The organism is Streptomyces sp. NPDC047079, assembly GCF_040643755.1.
GTDB lineage: Bacteria > Actinomycetota > Actinomycetes > Streptomycetales > Streptomycetaceae > Streptomyces.
In genome coordinates, this window is the sequence record NZ_JBEYUZ010000003.1 from 302501 (window position 1) to 322776 (window position 20276).

At 72.4% G+C, this 20276-nt stretch carries 12 protein-coding genes and 1 pseudogene; 5 read left to right on the forward strand and 8 right to left on the reverse strand.

The window, feature by feature from the left end; all coding sequences use genetic code 11:
* Positions 1–137: 137 nt before the first annotated feature.
* Complete coding sequence (locus ABZ823_RS06275) at positions 138–2300, reverse strand: SpoIIE family protein phosphatase (RefSeq protein WP_361654342.1); 2163 nt, start codon at positions 2298–2300, stop codon at positions 138–140.
* A 353-nt stretch (positions 2301–2653) separates the two neighbouring features.
* On the opposite strand from ABZ823_RS06275, the gene aspS reads away from it, so the two are divergent.
* A complete protein-coding gene (gene aspS, locus ABZ823_RS06280; RefSeq protein ID WP_361654345.1) occupies positions 2654–4417 on the forward strand; it encodes an aspartate--tRNA ligase in 1764 nt (587 codons plus the stop codon).
* Between the two features lie 184 nt (positions 4418–4601).
* On the opposite strand, the gene metG is transcribed toward aspS, so the two are convergent.
* Together metG and ABZ823_RS06290 are read right to left on the reverse strand one after the other, a co-directional pair.
* Positions 4602–6317 (reverse strand): methionine--tRNA ligase, encoded by a 1716-nt coding sequence (metG, locus tag ABZ823_RS06285; RefSeq protein ID WP_361654348.1) that lies wholly within the window; start codon positions 6315–6317, stop codon positions 4602–4604.
* A gap of 168 nt (positions 6318–6485) precedes the next feature.
* The gene (locus ABZ823_RS06290) at positions 6486–8231 is read right to left on the reverse strand and encodes a VWA domain-containing protein (protein WP_361654351.1); all 1746 of its coding nucleotides are present in this window, start codon (positions 8229–8231) and stop codon (positions 6486–6488) included.
* A 312-nt stretch (positions 8232–8543) separates the two neighbouring features.
* Between ABZ823_RS06290 and ABZ823_RS06295 the strand changes: the two genes are divergently transcribed.
* Positions 8544–10610 (forward strand): PhoX family protein, encoded by a 2067-nt coding sequence (locus ABZ823_RS06295; RefSeq protein ID WP_361654353.1) that lies wholly within the window; start codon positions 8544–8546, stop codon positions 10608–10610.
* A gap of 208 nt (positions 10611–10818) precedes the next feature.
* On the opposite strand, the gene ABZ823_RS06300 is transcribed toward ABZ823_RS06295, so the two are convergent.
* The 3 genes from ABZ823_RS06300 to ABZ823_RS06310 form a co-directional block, all read right to left on the reverse strand.
* A complete protein-coding gene (locus tag ABZ823_RS06300) occupies positions 10819–12753 on the reverse strand; it encodes an FUSC family protein (protein ID WP_361654356.1) in 1935 nt (644 codons plus the stop codon).
* 65 nt (positions 12754–12818) lie between these two features.
* Positions 12819–13754: an endonuclease/exonuclease/phosphatase family protein gene (locus ABZ823_RS06305; protein ID WP_361654772.1), complete on the reverse strand. Its 936-nt coding sequence runs from the start codon at positions 13752–13754 to the stop codon at positions 12819–12821.
* Positions 13755–13953: 199 nt separating this feature from the next.
* Positions 13954–14412 carry a hypothetical protein gene (locus ABZ823_RS06310; protein WP_361654358.1) on the reverse strand — a complete coding sequence of 153 codons (459 nt, stop codon included), beginning with the start codon at positions 14410–14412 and terminating at the stop codon, positions 13954–13956.
* A 374-nt stretch (positions 14413–14786) separates the two neighbouring features.
* On the opposite strand from ABZ823_RS06310, the gene ABZ823_RS06315 reads away from it, so the two are divergent.
* Positions 14787–16127: a PLP-dependent aminotransferase family protein gene (locus ABZ823_RS06315; RefSeq protein ID WP_361654775.1), complete on the forward strand. Its 1341-nt coding sequence runs from the start codon at positions 14787–14789 to the stop codon at positions 16125–16127.
* Here ABZ823_RS06315 and ABZ823_RS06320 read toward each other — a convergent pair.
* Both ABZ823_RS06320 and ABZ823_RS06325 read right to left on the reverse strand, forming a co-directional pair.
* Positions 16042–16941, reverse strand: coding sequence for a hypothetical protein (locus ABZ823_RS06320; RefSeq protein WP_361654360.1), 900 nt, complete (start codon positions 16939–16941; stop codon positions 16042–16044). The genes ABZ823_RS06315 and ABZ823_RS06320 overlap by 86 nt on opposite strands.
* 409 nt (positions 16942–17350) lie before the next feature.
* Positions 17351–17695 (reverse strand): hypothetical protein, encoded by a 345-nt coding sequence (locus ABZ823_RS06325; RefSeq protein WP_361654363.1) that lies wholly within the window; start codon positions 17693–17695, stop codon positions 17351–17353.
* A gap of 272 nt (positions 17696–17967) precedes the next feature.
* On the opposite strand from ABZ823_RS06325, the pseudogene ABZ823_RS06330 reads away from it, so the two are divergent.
* Positions 17968–18375 (forward strand): annotated as a pseudogene (locus ABZ823_RS06330) (NAD(P)H-binding protein); the annotation flags it as partial.
* Between the two features lie 385 nt (positions 18376–18760).
* On the forward strand, positions 18761–20272 hold the full coding sequence (locus ABZ823_RS06335; RefSeq protein ID WP_361654366.1) for a hypothetical protein: 1512 nt from the start codon (positions 18761–18763) through the stop codon (positions 20270–20272).
* Positions 20273–20276: the final 4 nt, after the last annotated feature.

The window sequence follows — 20276 nt, forward strand, 5'->3', positions numbered from 1 at the left end:
CATGGGGACGAGGGGGCCTCCGGCGGTGGGCCACGGGCGGCCACCGGACGCGGACAGCCCGCCGCCGGATCAGCGAAAGCTCCGCGCCCGATCAGCGAAAGCTTGCCGCCGGATCAGCGGAAAGCTCGCCGCGGGCTTTATGCGTCGCCGTCCTTCACAGGAGCCTCGTACAGCTCGAACCAGGTGCTCTTGCCCTCGCCCCGCGGCTCCACCCCCCAGCCGTCCGCGAGCAGTTCCGCGAGGACCAGGCCGCGTCCGGAGGAGGCGAGTTCGCCGGGCTGGCGCTTGTGCGGCAGGTCGTCGCTGCCGTCGGTGACCTCCACCCGCAGCCGGCGCCCGCCCGTGCCGCCGAAGCCGTCCCCGTCGCAGGAGATCTCCGCGAGGAGCAGGGCGTCCGCGTCGGTGTGCACGAGAACGTTCGTCAGCATCTCGGACACCAGGAGCACGGCCGAGTCGACCTGGTCCACCGAGGACCAGTCGTGCAGCAGCTCGCGCAGCTGCTGCCGGGCGCCCGCGACCCGCTGGGGATCGGCCTGCGCGACCGTCAGCATCGTGCGGCGCACGGTCGGCCGGCGGTCGGCGCCGGCACAGGCGAAGCCCTCGCCCGTCCGGCACAGCAGCACCATGGCTATATCGTCCTCGCGACGATCGGTGAGCGGCCCGGTGGCGTGGTGCGAGGAGGGCCCGTGGACGGCCTGCACCAGCGCGTCGGCCAGCGCCTCCATATCCCCGTCGTGCTCCTCCAGGATCCTCCGGATGCGCCGCCAGCCGGTGTCCAGGTCGTGCCCGCCGGTCTCGATCAGCCCGTCCGTGCACAGCAGCATGGTCTCGCCGGCGCCCAGGACGAGCCGGGTGGTCGGGTAGTCCGCGTCCGGGTCGATGCCGAGCGGCACCCCGCCCGCCGTCGGCCGCATCAGCACGGTGCCGTCGGCCATGCGGATGGCGGGGTCCGGGTGGCCGGCGCGAGCGATCTCCAGCGTGCCGGTCGCCGGGTCCACCTCGACGTAGAGGCAGGTCGCGAAGCGCAGGTCGGCGCCGTCGTCGCCGTAGGTCATCCCGTGCAGGAAGCGCGAGGCGCGGGAGAGGACCGCGTCCGGGCGGTGCCCCTCGGAGGCGTACGCGCGCAGCGCTATGCGCAGCTGGCCCATGAGGCCGGCCGCACGCACGTCGTGGCCCTGGACGTCGCCGATGGTGACCGCGAAGCGCCCGCCCCCGCGCTTCGTCCGGGAGGTTCCCCCGGGGAGCTGGATCATGTCGTACCAGTCGCCGCCGACCTGGAGCCCGCCGCCGGTCGGTATATAGCGCGCGGTCACGGTCATGCCGGGTATCTGCGGGCCCAGTGTGGGCAGCATCGAGCGCTGGAGCCCGTCCGTCAGCTCCCGTTCCGTCTCGGCGGCGCCCGCGCGGGAGAGGGCCTGGGCGAGCATGCGGGCGACCGTGGTGAGCACCGAGCGCTCGTCGGGCGTGAAGGTGACGGGGTACTTGAACGCCGCCATCCACGCGCCCATCGTGCGCCCCGCCGCGGTCAGCGGCAGGAACGCCCAGGAGTGGCGGTCGAAGGGCTCGGCGAGCGGCCAGGACACCGGGTAGCGGGCCCGGTACTCATCGGGCGAGGACAGATAGACGGCGCGGCCGGTGCGGACGACCTCGGCGGCCGGGTAGTCCGTGTCCAGCGACATCTGGGTGAAGGGTCCCTCGTCCCCAGGCTTCTGGCCGTAGTGGCCGATGACGGTCAGCCGGTCGCCCTCGGCTCCGAAGACCGCGAGCCCGTCCGGCGAGAAGCCGGGCATCGACAGCCCGGCCGCGACCCGCAGCACCTCCTCCGTGGATCCCGCCTCGGCCAGGGCGCGCCCCGCGTCCAGCAGGAACGCCTCACGCGAGCGGCGCCAGTCGCCGGTGACGGGGGAGCGCGCGGCTCCGGTCGGGGACTCGGTGACCTCCTGAAGAGTGCCGGCCAACCGGTATTCGCGGGTCTTCGGATCCAGCGACGGCTTGGAGCGGCTGCGGACGATGCGGATCACCCGCTGGTGCTCGTCCATGATCCGCATCCGGACCTCGGCGATGGTGCCTTCGGCGAGGGCGAGCTGGACGATCCCGTCGACCTCGTTCCAGTCCACCGGGTGGAACCGGGCCCGGATACCCGCCTCCGTGAGCGTGGTCGGCCGGGCAGGCAGTCCGACGAGCCGCGCGGCCTCGGCGTCCAGGGTGACGACTCCCGCGGCGGCGTCGTAGCGCCACAGACCGGTCGCGAGAGCGCCCAGGACGTCCCCCACGGCGGGCAGGGGCTCACCAGTGCGCATTGCCCCACTGTAAGAAAAGCTGATCGAAACATGCCACCGAAGGGCAAAGAGTGACGATCTCGGGCATGCCCGGCCTGACCCCAGGATCCGCCCAAAACCGCTCGGACCCGCCTGGAACCGCGTGGACCAGCACGAGCTTGCTCGGATCCGCCCGGACCTGACTGGATCCCCCCGTATGCCCCCGGATTCCCTCGGGAGGTCACCGTGTATGTCCCCGCGGAGCGTCGGCCCTCAATGAGGGGGAGTCGACGTCGGGGCGGCCGGTACCCTTGGGAGGTCCGGGCCGTGGCAGCCCGGAGGCGCCGGGGCGCTACCCCGGGAAGACCCGACCCGCGAAGACTGGATGAACGACGATGCATCGGTACAGGTCCCACACCTGCGGCGAGCTCCGCGCCTCTGACGTCGGCAGCGACGTCCGGCTGAGCGGCTGGCTGCACAATCGGCGCGACCTGGGCGGCATCCTCTTCATCGATCTGCGCGACCACTACGGCATCACGCAGCTCGTCGCCCGCCCCGGCACGCCCGCGTACGAGGCGCTGGACAAGGTCTCCAAGGAGTCGACCGTCCGCGTCGACGGCAAGGTCGTCTCGCGCGGCACGGAGAACGTGAACCCGGACCTGCCGACGGGCGAGATCGAGATCGAGGTGAGTGAGGTGGAGCTGCTCGGCGCGGCCGCCCCGCTCCCCTTCACGATCAACACCGAGGACGGGGTGAACGAGGAGCGGCGCCTGGAGTACCGCTTCCTGGACCTGCGCCGTGAGCGCATGCACCGCAACATCATGCTGCGCACGGCCGTGATCTCCGCCATCCGCCACAAGATGGCGGCGATGGGCTTCAACGAGATGGCGACCCCGATCCTCAGCGCCACCTCCCCGGAGGGTGCCCGTGACTTCGTCGTCCCCTCACGTCTGAACCCGGGCAAGTTCTACGCGCTGCCGCAGGCTCCGCAGCAGTTCAAGCAGCTGCTGATGATCTCCGGTTTCGACCGGTACTTCCAGATCGCGCCCTGCTTCCGTGACGAGGACGCCCGCGCGGACCGCTCGCCGGGCGAGTTCTACCAGCTCGACGTCGAGATGTCGTTCGTCGAGCAGGAGGACGTCTTCCAGCCGATCGAGAAGCTCATGACGGAGATCTTCGAGGAGTTCGGCGGTGGCCGTCATGTCACCTCGCCCTTCCCGCGGATCCCGTTCCGCGAGGCGATGCTGAAGTACGGCTCCGACAAGCCGGACCTGCGCGCCAAGCTGGAGCTCGTCGACATCACCGACGTCTTCGAGGGCTCGGAGTTCAAGGCCTTCGCGGGCAAGCACGTGCGCGCGCTGCCGGTGCCGGATGTCTCGTCGCAGCCCCGGAAGTTCTTCGACCAGCTCGGCGAGTACGCCGTGGAGCAGGGTGCGAAGGGCCTGGCGTGGGTGCGCGTCGGCGAGGACGGCTCGCTGACGGGCCCGATCGCGAAGTTCCTGACGGAGGAGAACGTCGCGGAGCTGACGAAGCGGCTCCAGCTGGCCCCTGGCCACGCCGTCTTCTTCGGCGCGGGCGAGTTCGACGAGGTCTCGAAGATCATGGGTGCGGTGCGGGTGGAAGCCGCCAAGCGGGCCGGCCACTTCGAGGAAGGCGTCTTCCGCTTCTGCTGGGTCGTCGACTTCCCGATGTACGAGAAGGACGAGGAGACCGGAAAGATCGACTTCTCGCACAACCCGTTCTCGATGCCGCAGGGCGGCCTGGAGGCGCTGGAGACCCAGGACCCGCTGGACATCCTGGGCTGGCAGTACGACATCGTCTGCAACGGTGTCGAGCTGTCCTCCGGCGCGATCCGGAACCACGAGCCGGAGATCATGCTCAAGGCCTTCGAGATCGCCGGCTACGACCGTGAGACCGTCGAGGAGCAGTTCGCCGGTATGCTGCGCGCCTTCCGCTTCGGCGCCCCGCCGCACGGCGGTATCGCCCCGGGCGTCGACCGCATCGTGATGCTGCTGGCCGACGAGCCGAACATCCGCGAGACGATCGCGTTCCCGCTCAACGGCAACGCGCAGGACCTGATGATGGGCGCCCCCACGGAGCTTCCGGAGGAGCGGCTGAGGGAGCTGCACCTGTCCATCCGGAAGCCGCAGCCGAAGTAGGACACAGCAGGTGCAGGTGGCCCGGAACCGACGGTCGGTTCCGGGCCGCTTTCACGTGGGCCACGGGAAACACGGCTCAGTCCCATGGTTTCGGCAGGCGCAGTGACCGGCGCCGGCATGCCGACCACATACCCGGGGCCGGAAAGCCTCGCGCTTTCCGGGCCCCGGGTACGTGCGGGCGGTGTTACTCCGTCTCGCCGCCGAAGCGCTCCTTGTACGCGGCCAGGTCCTCGTCCGTCAGCTTCGCGAACAGCACCGGGGGAACCGTGAAGGGCGTACCGGCCGGGATCGACGCGAGGGACTTCGCCTCCTCCCGCGTCACCCAGGTGGCCGTGTCGTCCTTCAGGTCGAAGGCCGCGCGCATGGCCGCCGAGGACGTCGGGATGAACGGTTCCGAGACCACCGCGTAGAGGTGGATCAGGTTCATCGCCGTGCGCAGGGTGAGAGCCGCGCCCTCCTTGTTGGTCTTGATCTCCAGCCAGGGAGCCTTCTCCTCCAGGTAGGAGTTGCCGGCCGACCACAGGGCGCGCAGCGCGGCCGCCGCCTTGCGGAACTGGATGGCCTCCATGTGCTCCTCGTACTCCGCGAGGAGGCGCGCGATCTCCTCACCGAGCCGCGCCTCGGCCTCGCCCGGCTCGCCGCCCTCCGGCACCGCGTCGCCGAAGCGCTTGCGGGAGAAGGACAGCACCCGGTTGACGAAGTTGCCCAGGGTGTCGGCGAGGTCCTTGTTCACCGTGGCCGTGAAGTGCTCCCAGGTGAAGGACGTGTCGTCCGACTCCGGGGCGTTCGCCATCATGAAGTAACGCCAGTAGTCGGCGGGCAGGATCTCCAGCGCGTCGTGGGTGAAGACACCGCGCTTCTGCGACGTGGAGAACTTGCCGCCGTAGTAGTTGAGCCAGTTGAAGGCCTTGATGACGTCGACCTTCTTCCACGGCGAGCGGGTGCCCAGCAGGGTCGCAGGGAACATCACGCTGTGGAAGGGCACGTTGTCCTTCCCCATGAACTGGGTGTAGTGGACGTCGGCGTCCGACTCCCACCACCACGAACGCCAGTCCCGGTTGTCCGGGTCCTGGTCCGCCCACTCCTTCGTCGCGCCGATGTACTCGATCGGGGCGTCGAACCAGACGTAGAAGACCTTGCCCTCGGCGGCCAGGTCGGGCCAGGTGTCGGCCGGGACCGGGACGCCCCAGTCCAGGTCACGGGTGATGGCACGGTCGTGCAGGCCCTCGGTGAGCCACTTGCGGGCGATGGAGGAGGCGAGCACCGGCCAGTTGTCGGCGCGCTCGTCGACCCACGCCTCGACCTCGTCGGCCAGCGCGGACTGGAGCAGGAAGAGGTGCTTGGTCTCGCGGATCTCCAGGTCGCTGCTGCCGCTGATCGCCGAGCGCGGGTTGATCAGGTCCGTGGGGTCGAGGACGCGCGTGCAGTTCTCGCACTGGTCGCCGCGGGCCTTGTCGTAGCCGCAGTGCGGACAGGTGCCGATGATGTACCGGTCGGGCAGGAAGCGGCCGTCGGCGTTCGAGTACACCTGGCGGATGGCCCGCTCCTCGATGAACCCGTTCGCCTTCAGCTCGCGGGCGATCTCCTGCGTGATGTCCCGGTTCTGCGGGGAGGAGCTGCGGCCGAAGTAGTCGAAGGCCAGGTTGAAGCCGTCGTACACCGCCTTCTGCGCGTCGTGGGCCTGGGCGCAGAACTCGTCGACCGGCAGGCCCAGCTCCTTGGCCGCCAGCTCGGCGGGGGTGCCGTGCTCGTCCGTCGCGCAGATGTAGAGCACGTCGTGGCCGCGCTGGCGCAGATAGCGGGAGTACACGTCCGCCGGGAGCATGGACCCCACCATGTTGCCCAGGTGCTTGATCCCGTTGATGTACGGAAGGGCGCTGGTGATGAGGTGTCGAGCCATCGCGGGCTGCTCCCAAGTCGCTACGTGGGGTGACGACCGTCGGTTTCCGCACCGTCTGTCATCGTCTACGAACCTTGAAATCGTAGCCGACATGGCTAGGCCGCCCGCCTCTCGTTTTACGGGGTGAGAAGCGGGCGGCGTCGGTGCACCGGGTGCTGCCTGCGGGGCTTACGGGCGCCAGTTCCCCAGTACGCCCTCGTAGACCTCCGTGTCCGTGAGCTCGCGCGGGGTCTCTCCGGCCAGGAAGTGGGCCGTGTTGTCCGTCTTCAGCTTGCGGAGGTAGTCGAAGGCCTTGTTCTCCGGGTCGCCGAAGGCGATGAAGGAGAAGAAGACGTCGGGGTGGCTCTTCGCGGCGTCCGTGAGGGCCTGGGTGGCGGGGGTCTTCGCGTCCGGCGCGCCGTCCGTCTGGAAGATCACCAGGGCGGGGAGGGCCGGGTCCGCGGACTTGTCGTGGTGCTCGGTGACCGCCTCCACCGCCGCGTGGTAGCTCGTACGGCCCATGCGGCCGAGACCCGCGTGGAGGTCGTCGATCTTGTTCTCGTGCTCCGCGAGGGTCAGTTCTCCGGTGCCGTCCAGCTCGGTGGAGAAGAAGACGACGTGCACCGTGGCGTCGGGGTCGAGGTGGGCGGCGAGGGCGAGGGCCTGCTCGCCGAGCGCCTGGGCCGAGCCGTCCTTGTAGTACGGGCGCATGGAGGCGGAGCGGTCCAGCACGAGGTAGACATTGGCGCGGGTGCCGGTGAGGCCGTGCGTGTCGAGGACGGTCGCGGCGGCCTTGTAGGCGGTGACGAGGCCGGGTGCGCGGGACTTCACGCCGGCGAGGGTCAGTACGGACGCCGCCCCGGCCTCGGCTTCGCCCTCGGACGATTCGGGGCTGGCGGCGACCGGCTCGGGGGCGGGGTCCACAGGCTCGGGTTCGGGGGCGGCGGCGACCGGTTTCGGCTCGTTCGCGGGTTCCGGCTCGGTGGCGGCGGCGAGCGGTTCGGGTTCGGGGGCGGCGGCGACCGGCTCCAGGGCCTTCGCGGGCTCGGGTTCGGGGGTCGTTCCGGCGATGGGTTCGGGCGTGGGCTCGGGGGTCGTTTCGGCGACCGGTTCCGGCTTCGGCTCGTTCGTGATCTCGGCGGGCGCCTCGGCGGCGGCGTGCGCAGCCTCCGGCTCCGGGGTGGCCTCCGGCTCCGGGGTGGCCTCCGGCTCCGGGGTGGCCTCCGGCTCCGGGGTGGCCTCCGGCTCCGGGGTGGCCTCCGGCTCCCCCTCCACGGCCGACTCCGGCTCCGCGGCAGCTTCCGGCTTCGTGGTCACCTCGGGGGCAGCCACGCCTTCGGGCTCCGCGCCCTCGGACCCGGGTTCCGGCGTCACCGCCGGCTCGGGCTTTGCCTCGGCCACGGGCTCGGGTTCCGGCGTGACCTTCGGCTCGGGTTCCGTCGCGGCTTCCGGTTCCGGCTTCTCTTCGGCTTCCGGTTCGGGCTTTGCCTCGGCCACGGGCTCGGGTTCCGGCGTGACCTTCGGCTCGGGTTCCGTCGCGGCTTCCGGTTCCGGCTTCTCCTCCGCTACCGGCTCGGGCTGCTCCTCCGCCACCGGTTCCGGCTGCTCCTCCGCAACCGCTTCCGACTCCTCGATGGCCGTCGGTTCCTGTTCCGTGGGTCCCGGTTGCGGTTCCGCCGTCTGGGCGGGCTCGTCCTGGGGGGTCGCCTGCCTGGGTACCGTCACGTTGTCGAACGCGGCCGACACCAGCTCGTGCTCGTCGTCCGGGCCCGACGGCTGTGCCGGGACCTCAGCCGACGTCGGCGGCTCGGCTGTGACCGTGGCGACCGATGCTGTTTCCGTGGCCTCCGCTGTCTCCCGCGAGGGCTCCCCCTCGGCGGTGCGACCCTTGCGTGAGCGGCCGAGCGCGTTCCGCAGGAGAGTGAGAATGCCCATGTGCGCAACCCTTCGCGTGAGTTGATGCCCGTCAATCCCTGGCCAGGACGGACACGTAAGGTTAGCCGCCGAAGGCGCCGATCTTGGGCAGGGTCCGGCCATCGGATGCGCCGTTGTCAATACCGCTATCTCGTCGTTACCGGCACCGTGCCCGGCCCTCGGGAGCCCGCTCTCCGTGCGCGCCCCCTCCCTATGCCCCAAATGCCGCACAGAACGGCCTGGTTCACCGGCCGTTCACCCGTCAGCCCAGCTCTCGCACATCCATCCCCTTACCGTCAAGCGCACGCCAAGAGATCGTATGGGGAGACTAAAGTGCGTAAAATGCTGCCGCTGCTCGGCACGCCGTCCGGCTCGCATCCCGGCGGTCGGTCCGCCCTGACCTGCCGCTTCCGGTGCGGCGACGCCTGTTTCCACGAGGTTCCCAACACCAGCTCCAACGAGTACGTCGGCGACGTCATCGCCGGTGCCCTCAGTCGCCGTTCCGCCCTCCGTGCCGCCGCCGTCGTGACCGTGGCCACCGCCACCGGTACGGCCGCCGTCACGGCCACCGCCCCCAAGGCCCAGGCCGCCATCCCCACCGCGGGCCCCTCTCGCACCGACGGCGCCCGCGGCCTCCGGTTCGCGCCGGTCGCACCCAACACCGACGACACCGTCACCGTCCCCGACGGCTACCGCCAGAACGTCGTCATCCGCTGGGGCGACCCGATCCTGCGCGGCGCGCCCGCCTTCGACCCCGAGAACCAGACCGCCGCCGCGCAGGCCATGCAGTTCGGGTACAACAACGACTTCCTCGCCCTCCTGCCGCTCCCCGGTGAGGGCCACCGGCAGCTCCTCGTCGCCAACCACGAGTACACCGACGAGGTGATCATGTTCCGGGGGTACGACCCCCAGAACCCGACCCGGCAGCAGGTCGAGGTGGCCTGGGCCGCCCACGGCCTGACCGCCGTCGTCGTGGAGGAGGACCGCAAGACGGGGCGCCTCACCGCCGTGCCCCGCCACCCCCTGAACCGGCGTGTCACCGCCACCAGCGAGTTCCGCATCACCGGCCCCGCCGCCGGTTCGGACCTGCTGAAGACCTCCGCCGACCCGACCGGCCGCAAGGTTCTCGGCACCCTGAACAACTGCTCCGGCGGCACCACCCCGTGGGGCACCACGCTGCACGGAGAGGAGAACTTCAACCAGTACTTCGCGGGCGGGTTCCGCGACACCGACAAGCGGTACGGCATCGGCACCTCCGCCACCGAGCGCAAGTGGGAGCGGTTCGACCGCCGCTTCGACATCGCGCAGGAGCCCAACGAGGTCCACCGCTTCGGCTATGTCGTCGAGTTCGATCCGTACGACCCGACCTCCACGCCCCGCAAGCACACCGCGCTCGGCCGCTTCAAGCACGAGGCCGCGACGGTCAGGCTCACCGAGGACGGGCGGCCGGTCGTCTACTCCGGGGACGACGAGCGGTTCGACTACTTCTACAAGTTCGTCGGCAGCAAGCGCATGCGGCACGGGAACTCCCGGACCGTGCGCGAGCACAACCTCTCGCTCCTGGACGAGGGGACGCTGTACGTCGCCAAGCTCACCGGCGACTCCCCGGCATCCGACTTCGACGGCAGCGGCAGGCTTCCGGGCGACGGCGAGTTCGACGGTTCCGGTGTCTGGATCCCGCTGGCCACCGCGACCGCGCACGGGGCCGTCTCGCATGTCGAGGGAATGACCGCCGAGGAGGTCTTCGTCTTCACCCGGCTGGCGGGCGACAAGGTGGGCGCCACCAAGATGGACCGGCCCGAGGACATCCAGCCCTCCCCGCACACCGGCAAGGTGTACGTCGTCCTCACCAACAACACCAACCGCGGCAAGACCGGCAACGCGCCGGCCGACGAGGCCAACCCGCGCAACGCCAACAAGCACGGGCACATCCTGGAGCTCACCGAGCGCCACAACCGGCCCGAGAGCACCACGTTCGCCTGGTCGCTCTTCCTCGTCGCCGGTGACCCGGCCGATCCCGCCACCTACTTCGCCGGGTACCCCAAGGACCGGGTCAGCCCCATCTCCTGCCCGGACAACGTCGCCTTCGACCCGCACGGCAACCTGTGGATCTCCACCGACGGCAACCAGCTCGGCTCCCACGACGGCCTGTTCGGCGTCGCCACGCGCGGGGACCGGCGGGGTGAGCTCAAGCAGTTCCTGACCGTGCCGACCGGCGCCGAGACCTGCGGGCCGATCATCCAGGACCGGCGCGTGCTCGTGGCCGTGCAGCACCCGGGAGAGGTCGACGGCGCGACCGTCGAGAAGCCGGCCAGCACCTGGCCCGACGGCCCTGGCAAGATCGTCCGCCCCGCCGTGGTCGCGGTGTGGCGCACGGACGGCCACGACGTCGGAGTCTGACGAGTCCGACCACCCCGGCGAGTCCGACCGCTCCGATGAGGCCGACCACTCCGATGAGGCCGATCACTCCGACGAGTCCGACGGACACGGGCGGGGGCGGCGCCCGATGCGGCGCCGCCCCCGTTGCCGTACGTGGGACCCCGACCCCGTAGGCGGCACCCCGTTCCCGTACGAGCCGCCCCCGTCCCCCTGCCCGGTCCTCCGGTTCTCAGTGCGGGGACGCGACCGCCCTCGCTGCCGCCACCTCCTGGCGCAGCGGTTCCAGGATGCTGTCCGCCGGGCCGGTGAGGTCCGTGCGGACCGCGATCAGGACCTCGGTCTCCCGCAGGCTCTCCGCCAATTCCCGCAGTTGCAGGGCGACCTGGGCTATCTCGGCCGACGACGGGGACGGCGCGCCCTGCTTCACCCGCACCCGTGCCGCCGTCGTCGCGTCCACGATCCGTTCCACCGCGACGACCAGCGGCCACCAGGCGGCGGCCCGGCGCCCGGTCGGCGGCGGCTCGGTCAGCGCCCGCTGGAACTCCGTACGGATGGCGGACAGATCGCGGTACAGGCGGCGCCGCATCCGGGCGCGCGCCGCCGGGTCGGCGGTGTCGCCGAACGCGGTCTCCACGTACCGCGCGGTGTCGGCGACCGCGTCCGCGAGCCGGGCGCCGACCCGGGCGTGCCAGCTCTCCGGCCACAGCAGATAGCCGGCGACGAGCGCGATCGCGCAACCGATGAGCGAGTCGACCAGCCTGGGCACCAGCAGCCCGGTGCCCAGGTGGTTCAGGACGTCCGAGAGCAGCAGGATCACCGGCGTGATCGCGGCGGTCTGGTAGCCGAACCCGCGCGGGGTGAGCGCGGGGATGAGCGGGGCGAGGACCGCCAGGACCACCACGTCCCACCAGCCGAGCGGCACCCAGGCCAGGACCACGGCCGCCACCACCAGGCCCGCCACGGTGCCCAGCGCACGCAGCAGAGCCCGGGCGAAGACCGAGCCGAAGTCGGGTTTCATGACGAAGGTGACGGTGAGTGCGATCCAGTACGAGCGCTGGACCGGAACCAGCGACACCAGGGCCTGCGCGATGCCGATGCACAGGGCGAGGCGCAGGCCGTAGCGCCAGGAGGTCCCGGACAGCAGGACGTTGCGGGCCGCGCGGTAGGCGCGGACGCTCAGGGAGGCGGGCCGGCCGAGGCGGTCGACGATGGTGCGCGGGTCGACGTTCTGGGCCGTGACGACCTCGGCGGCGTGACGCAGCGCGTGGTCGAGGGCGCGTTGTGTCTCTCCGACCGGCTCGGGCAGGCGGAGGGGGAGGGGGCCCCGGTGACCTGCGTCGACGGCGTCGGCGAGGTGGCGTACGGCGTCGACCGACCCCTCCGGCAGCGGCTTGCCGTACCGGTGGGCGGCCGGGGCGGCCTCCACGATCGGGGTGAGGGCGTTCAACTGGGCGAGCAGGAAAACCAGTTCGGGGCTGCGGCCGTGCTGGCGGGCGCGCCGGGCGAGGACGAGGTCGTACGCGTCGTTGAGGGAACGGGTGACGTCGTACCGTGCGGCGTCGTACGCGTCCGTGCCGCAGGCCGCGAGCAGCCCGGCGACCGCCCGGTACGCGGCCGCGACCGAGGTCCGCTCCGGTACGCCCGAGCGCAGCGGCCAGGAGAGCAGCGCGAGGGCGAGGACGAGCAGTCCGCCGCCGGACATGAGCAGGGGTGGCAGCCACCAGTCGCCGGGCATCGGGAGGCCGGCCCCGATCACGGCGTTGAGCAGCAGCAGCAGTCCGGAGACGGAGGCGACCGCGCCGATCGAGGAGATCATCCCGGAGAGCAGCGCGACCCCGGTCAGGGCGGTGACCGCGAGCCAGCCCTGCTCGAACACCAGCGCGCCGACAGTGACACCGAGGGCGCCGAAGAGCTGGGGGACCGCGATGTTGAGGATGCGCATGCGGTAGGCGTCCGCGGTGTCCCCGATGACGCCGGACACGGCGCCCATGGAGGCGAGCGCGCCGTAGGCGGGCCGGCCCGCCGCGAGTCCCAGTGCCAGGGGGAGTGCCATGGCGATCACGGCGCGGGCGACGGCGGGTCGGTTGACGGGTGACCGCTGCGGTCGCAGGCTCCTGACCAGCCAGTCTGGAGGGATGAGGCCGATGGGGAACTCGCGGGACATGACCTCATTATGGCCATTCGTTCGAATGTTGCTGAGGAAGGAGGGTGGCCCCTGGGGCCGGGGCCCTAGCGGCGCCGGTGGAGGGTGACGTCGAGGACCAGGGCCCGGTGGTCGGTGTCCGCGAGGGCGAGGAAGTGCGCGGAGCGTGCCGAGAAGTCCCGGGAGACCAGAACGTGGTCGATCTGGGCGCCGATCAGCGGCGCGGTCCGCGCGGGCCACGAGGGCGTACGGGCGTCGTCGGCGAGGCGGGCGCCGTCGTGCAGGCCGGTGCCGAGGATGCGGCGGAAGGCGGCGTGGTCCTGGGAGGCGTTGAAGTCCCCGGCGAGAATCGTGGGGGTGTCGCCGCCGGCCGCCGCGTAGGCGCGCAACTCCCCCAGTTCGCGGCGCCAGACGGAGACCTGTCCGGGCAGCGGGGGCATGGGGTGGGCGAGTTGGAGGCGTACGGGGTGGCCGTGGACGTCGGCGACGGCGCCGGGCATGCCCATGGTGCCGGGCACGCCGGGTGCGGCCGTCAGCGGGAACCGGCTGAGGATGACCGATCCGTCGGAGCCGGCGCCGTCGACGGCCCGCCGGTAGGGGTAGGTGCCGTTCGTGCCGCCGAAGGCGCGCTCCAGGAGGGCTGAGCAGCGGGACTCGCACTCCTCGACGAACACGACGTCGGGTCGCTCCCGGCGGAGGGCCGGCACCAGGGAGGCGGTGCCGCGGCCGAACTGCACGTTGGAGGTCAGCACCCGGAACCCGGCGAGCGCGGTGCCGGTGGGTTCCCCCGCCCTGCCGTACGGCTCGGTGAACCAGGCGAGGGCGGCGAGCACGAGGAGGCCCCAGACCAGTCCGGTGCGCCAGCGGAGGAGCAGGGCGAGGAGGAGGGCGAGGACGGCGGGGGCGAGCAGCCAGGGCAGGAAGGCGAGCAGCTGGGGCACCGGAGTGAGGGCGTCGGTGTCCGCGGCACGGCAGCCGACGACGACACTGACCCCGGCGAGCAGCACCCCGGCGCACCACATGCCCGAGGTCCGCCGCCGGGACCGCGTGCGGGTGCGGGTCGGCCCGGTCGGCTCCACGGTCGCAGTCTCCACGGACCGGCCCCTCTTCCCCTCGATGCGCTGGATGCCCGAATCCTCCCCCAGGGAGAGGGGTGAGGGGGAGAGGTGTGCCGGATGCACTCGGCCGGCCGGTGCGCTGCCGGAGGGCGCCCCGCTTTCGTCACAGGGTGTCGCGGACGCCCCCGGAGGGCCCGGGCGGCCGTTCCGCGCGGCCCGCCGTGACCAGGGACCAGATCACGAAGGCTCCGATCGCGATGGCGATGACCGACCAGACCGGGGCGTACGGCAGGAACATGAAGTACTCGACCATGTACAGGGCCGCCAGGCCCACGCCGACCCCGCGGGCCCAGTCCCTGCCCTGGAGCACACCCCAGCCCGTGACCGCGACGAGAGCGCCGATGATCACGTGGATCCAGCCCCAGGCGGTGAGGCTGAAGCCGTACACGTAGTTGCCGACCCGGGCGTAGACGTCGTTCATGGCAATGCCCGCGATGCCGTTCAGCACGCCCAGGATGCCGCTGACCAGCATCAGGACACCGGCGAACGCGGTGCCGCCGGTGGCCCAGGCCGTGTGCCTCGGGGGTGGTGTCGCGGTGGTGCGTGCGGTGTGCTGGACCATGGGGGCCGCCTCCTCGGGACCTCGGGGTCTTCATCCGCAGGTTCGCCCGGCCGGCGGCGGTGCGCAGGGTGATGTAGGCCGAACGGGTGGCCGTGGCCTGTCGGTGGTCCTGCCCGCGGCTGTGCCCGTGGCCCGGCGCGGGTGCCAGGTGTCCGTCCGCGCGTCCCGGCCGGGCCGGGAACGCCTTCGGCACCTCGTCGGACTCCTCCGGCCGCTCCGGGTCCGGCGGGTACGCCGCGCAGGCCGCGCGGATCCGGGGCGATGACCCGGCGAGTACGGGGAAACCGGGTCAAGGGAGGCATGGGCATGGCCCCGACTCCTCAACTTCCCGGCGAAATAGGGAAATTGTTCTCGGTGCGATCCAAGGGGGGATGGTGGAGGACTACCGCAGCCTCGCCGACCGGATCGCCGCGGACATCAGCGCGGGTCGGCTGAAGCCGGGCCAACGACTGCCGCCGCAAAGGCAGTTCGCGCGCCGACGCGGCATCGCGGCGTCCACGGCGGGGAGGGTGTACGGCGAACTCGTGCGGCGGGGGCTGGTGGTGGGTGAGGTCGGGCGGGGCACCTTCGTACGGGCCTTTCCGGTCCCCTCGGGCCGCGCGCTCGCCGAGCCGGCGACGCGGGCGCCCGTCGACCTGGAAGTCGACCACCCTTCCGTGCCGGGCCAGTCGGAGCTGCTGGCGGCCGGGATCGAGCCGCTGCTGCGGCCCGATGTCCTCGAGGAGGCGACCCGCACGGCCCCCGCCGCGGGAACCCCCGCCGCCCGTGAGGCCGCCGCGGGTCTGCTCGCCACGGCGGGCTGGCGTCCCGCCCGGGACCGGCTGCTGTTCGCGGGCAACGCGCGGCAGGCCATCGCGGGCGCCCTCGCCACCCTGGTACGGCCCGGGGGTCGCGTCGGGGTGGAGCGGCTGACGTATCCGCCGGTCAAGGAGGTCGCCGCGCGTCTCGCCATCGTCCTGGTCCCGCTCGCCACGGACGAGCAGGGCCTGCGCCCGGACGCCCTGGCCGCCGCACACCGCTCCTCTCCGCTGTCCGCGGTCTATGTGCAGCCGACGCTGCACAATCCGACCTCGGTGACGACGGGGCAGGAGCGCAGACGCCGGCTGGCGGCCACCGCGCACGCGCTGAAGCTGCCCGTCATCGAGGACCGCGTCTGGTCGTTCCTGTGCGGGGCGGAGGACGGAGTTCCGCTGGCCGCGTACGCGCCGGAACGCACCTACGTTGTCGACGGACTGTCCAAGCGGGTCGCGCCCGGGCTCACCGTCGGGTTCCTCGTGGTGCCCGAAGGGCGCGGCGAGGACGCGGCCCGGGCGCTGCGGTCGGGCGGATGGACGGCGGGCCGGTTCGCGCTGGAAGCGGCGGTCCGGTGGATGGAGGACGGCATCGTGACACGGCTGGTGGAGGCCAAGCGGGCGGACGCGGCCGCGCGGCAGCGGCTGGTCGCCGAGCACCTCCACGGCCTCGCCGTACGGGCCGATCCGCGGGCCTGCTTCGCGTGGTGGCGGCTGCCCCGGCCCTGGCGCGCGGAGCGCTTCGCGGCGGCCGCGGCCGAGCGGGGCATCGCGGTGACGCCGGGGCCCGCCTTCGCGGCCGCCGGGCGCGCGGCGGAGGGTGCCGCCGCGGACTGCGTCAGGCTCGGACTTGCGTCCGTTCCTCTGCCGGAACTGGCGCGGGCGCTGCGGACCCTCGCCGGCGTCGCACGTACAGGCCCGTGAGCCAGGCGCCCAGGGCGACCGCCAGGCCGACGCCCATCAGCACCCAGGAGACCAGGCGGAGCGTCTCGGTGAGCGCGTCGTAGACCGCGCCGGCCGCCGGGTGCGAGACGCCCGGCGGGAGGTCCGCCAGCGTCATCCGGCGGCCCACCGCGATGGCCACGGCCAGCAGCGCGGCGCCCAGGGCCGTGCCGAGTCCGGTCGCGAGGACGGCCCGCCGGCGTGACACGGAGAAGAGGATCCCGGTCAGGGCGAAGCAGGCCGAGGCGACGGGAAGCCAGAAACCGGCGACTTCGAGCACGTGGAACCCCTTCCGGAGCTTCGTCAGGTCCTTCGACTGGAGGAGGGTGATCTCCATGTGGGCGACCGGGATGCGGCCCGCGAAGGGCACGTGGTCGTCGGCCAGTTGCCGTTTCATGCGCTCGGTGGCGGGGGCGAGGTCGAGGGTGACGGGGCTGTCGTCGTCCTCGCGCAGGGCGCGCATCACGGCGTCGTGGGCGTCGAGGTTCGCGGTGTCCCAGGCGCTGCGGAAGGCCGCGGTGGCGGTGAAGGAGCGGACCGCCTCATGGACGAAGGCGTGCACGGACCCCTGAAGGGGCGGGCCGACGTGCACCTCGCGCATGATGCCGTCGGTGACGGCGCTGGCGATGGCGTCCTGCACCTGGGCGTCGGAGGCGAGCGGGGCGGTGGTGGCGGCGTAGCGGGCGCTGTCCTCGATGCCGTACTTCGCCCACACGGCGAGGACGCCGAACGGTACGAGCAGGCAAGCGAGGCCGACCAGCACGACGGAGAGAGGGCTCCGGACACGTTGAGACACGCCATCAGCGAACCGCGCCTGTGCGCCCTGTGCGAGTAATATGCCTGCAAATGGGTGGATATGACAAGCCGATGGGTGAGTGCCGGGGACGAGGCCTTGTCCGTGCCGTGCTCTCTCCGGTGGAGGGTTCGCCCGAAGGGGTGTTACCTGGTGGGTGGGGAGAGGAACGGACGGCATCCGGCGGGGAGACGTCTGTGGGTGGGTCCGCCGTGTCCTCTCCGGCTTCAAGGGCTCCTCGACCGGCGCCCGGAGCGCATCGCGCCCCGGGTGGCGGGTGAGTGAGGGAGACGCACGAGGCCCCGGCACCCGGAGTGGGCCACCACACCGGGGTCTCGTGCGCCGAACGCGTCCCATCGCCCGAGGCCCGCCTACCGACCAGGCCGCCCCGCAGGTCAGGCGACTGCGCGGCTCAGGCGACCCTGCGGCCCGACGCGTCCTCGTGGGTGTAGTAACGGTAGAAGTCGAACGCGTACACGGCCACGGCGACCGCGAGTGCGATGCCCGTCGAGAGCAGCACCGTCTCGCCGGTCTGGCTGTACAGGAAGCCGAACGCGACCCCGGCGAACACCGCCCACAGCAGCGCATGCAGCTCGCGCCGCAGCCTGGGCGCCACGACGAACAGGCCCATGCACACCGCCGCGAACACGATCGCGCACACGAAGCCGAACAAAAGGTTCCAGCCGGTGATGGGACCGGCGTCGCGGCGGTTGGCGGCGGCCCAGTAGCCGTAGAGGAGCCCGAGGACGACGGGCACCGCCAGTCTCCCCATCGCGTGCGTGCGGCGATCGAAGAGGTCGGGCGGGCGGTAGCGCGTGACGGGGCCACGGGATGGGGTGACAGGCGTACGCGGAGTCCCTGACGCGGGTGTCGCATGAGCCATGGGAGCACTCCTCTCTCTTCTCGTCTTCTCCTCGTTTTCCTCTCGTCCTGGCCGTGTGTCCTCGCCCCGTACTCCAGGGCACACCTGGCCGGGGCGGCAGGCAAGTCGGGATGCGCGGGCCCCCGGGCCGTGTTTCGCTGGGGCTCATGAGGATCGTGCTGTTCGGCGCCACCGGCATGGTGGGCAGCCGGATCGCCGCGGAGGCGACGCAGCGCGGACACCGGGTCACCGCCGTGAGCCGTTCCGGCCGGTCGCCCGTTCCGGGAGTGACCGCCGCCGCGGCGGACGCCTCGGACCCGGCGAAGGTGGCCTCGCTGGCGGCAGGGGCGGACGTGGTCGCGAGCGCCTGCGTACCGCCGCGGGACGGCTCGGATCCGACGGAGCCGTTCCTCGTCCTGAACCGCGTACTCGTGCAGGGCGTACGGGACGCCGGGGTGCGGCGGCTCGCCGTGGTCGGCGGCGCCGGCAGCCTGGAGGTCGCCCCCGGCCGGGAACTCTGGGACCAGCCCGGCTTCCCCGAGGCGGTGCGGCCCGAGGCGCTCGCCCACCGCAGGGCCCTGGAGTGCTTCCGCACCGGACGTACATCTCGCCCCCCGGGCAGGGGACGTACCCCAGGGGCTTGCGGGGAGGGAGCTTCGACGTCTCGGGGTGGTCGCCTGGTGGGCACCGGCACCGCCCTTCCGCCTCGTCAGTACGCGACCGACATGCGGGCGCGCACATGGGCGCCCCGCTCCAGTTCGTCGACGAACGCGACCGCGCGACGACGACACGACGATCTTCGCGGTACGGCGGCGGTGTGCGCCCGGCGGCCCGTGAGCCGCCACCTCACCCCCTGCGGCACACCGCGGGCCGTGGAGGGGCGTTTGTCCGTCCTTCGTCGCAGCTTTGCAGGCGCAGCGGTTACCGTGCTGCCGTACGTGATCGATCGGGGAGGGAACGATGCCCGGAACCGTGCTGTTGCTCGCGGCCTCGCCGGCGGGCAGGGGGTGCCTGGTGGACGCGGCCTCCGTGCTCCCGGTGCTCGCGGCCGTCGCCCCGCCGGTGCTGTCCGGCACGGACACGGCGAACGTGGTCGAGCTCGCCGACCCGCTGGAGCCACAGGCCGTCCTCACCCGGCTACGGGCCGCCGCGGGCTCCCCCGGCCCGCTGACGGTCTTCCTGGTCGGACAGCTCCAGCTCGACCGCCGTGAGCGACTGCCCCATCTGGCGCTGGCCCGTACCACCCCTTCGACCGTGCGCTACACCGGCTTCCCCTGGCACTGGATCCGTGAGGAGCTGCGGCTGAGACCGCCCGGTGCGACGACGGTGTTCGCGGACCTGCACGCGGATCCGGAGACCTGGCAGCATCTGCGGACCCGGTCGCTGGACTGCGGCCCGTCCGTGCTTCTCTACGGCCGTGTCGCCCCGCCGCCACCGCGCCGCGCGCTGGCGGCTCCGGCGTACATGAAGGCCGTGGCGACGATCCTGCGCAGCGGCCACCGCCCGGACCCGGAGACCCTCCACCACCAGGCCCTCACGCGGTCGTCGGCCGAGACGGGGGCACCGGTGGGCGCGGCGGGGGACGTCATCCTGTCGCCGACCGTGAACTCCCCGGTCGCCTACCGGCCTTGGCGCACCCCGCCCGCCGGGTACACCCCGGCCGACACGCACACCGCGCACCCCGGGCCCGCGCGGCATCCCGGGCATTCCGCTCACTCCGCGCACCCTTCTCATCAGGAACATCACAGGCAACAGGCGGCTCCGGCTCAGGAGGAGCACTCCGTGCATCGGGCGGCTCCCGGTCAGGGGGAGCACTCCGTGCATCAGGCGGCTCCCGCCGGTGAACACCGGGCCGGTGCTGCTCCCCAGGCCCTCCATGCGCTTCCGCCCGCCGGCGGACCCCAGGCTGCCGGTGAGCCCCGGCGCGTCGGCGCGCCTCCGCCCGCCGCCGGCCCTCAGGCCCCCGGCAAACCCCAGCCCGTCGGTGCTCCCCAGCCCCTCGGAGTACCCGAGGCCCAGGCCGCCGTCCCCCCGCCGCCGGACCCGCACGCCGCGCTCACGGCCGCCGTGCAGGAGGGCAGGCATGCGGAGGCGGCGTCACTGGCCGCGCGGTGGGAGCAGGCCGCACTGCGGGAGCACGGTGCCGGCTCCGAGGAGGTGCTGCACTGGATGGAGGTCCGCGCCGACCTCGCGATGCTCGCGGGTGACCCCGGCCGCAGCTGTGAGACATGGCTGGCGGTCGCCGTCGCCCGGCTCTCCGCCGGGCAGGCCCCCGGGGACCCGGCGGTGGAGGCGGCCGTCGACCGCGCCCACCACCAGTGGGGCCGTATCAGCGACACGGCCCGGGCCCGCGAACTGGGCCCGGGGCTGGCCGAGTTGAGGGAGCGGGTCCCGGGACGCCGCGAAGGCGCCCTGCACCATGTCCGGGAGCACCTTCGCCGTCTCCAGGGCGGGCTTCAGACCCAGCCCTGACGAG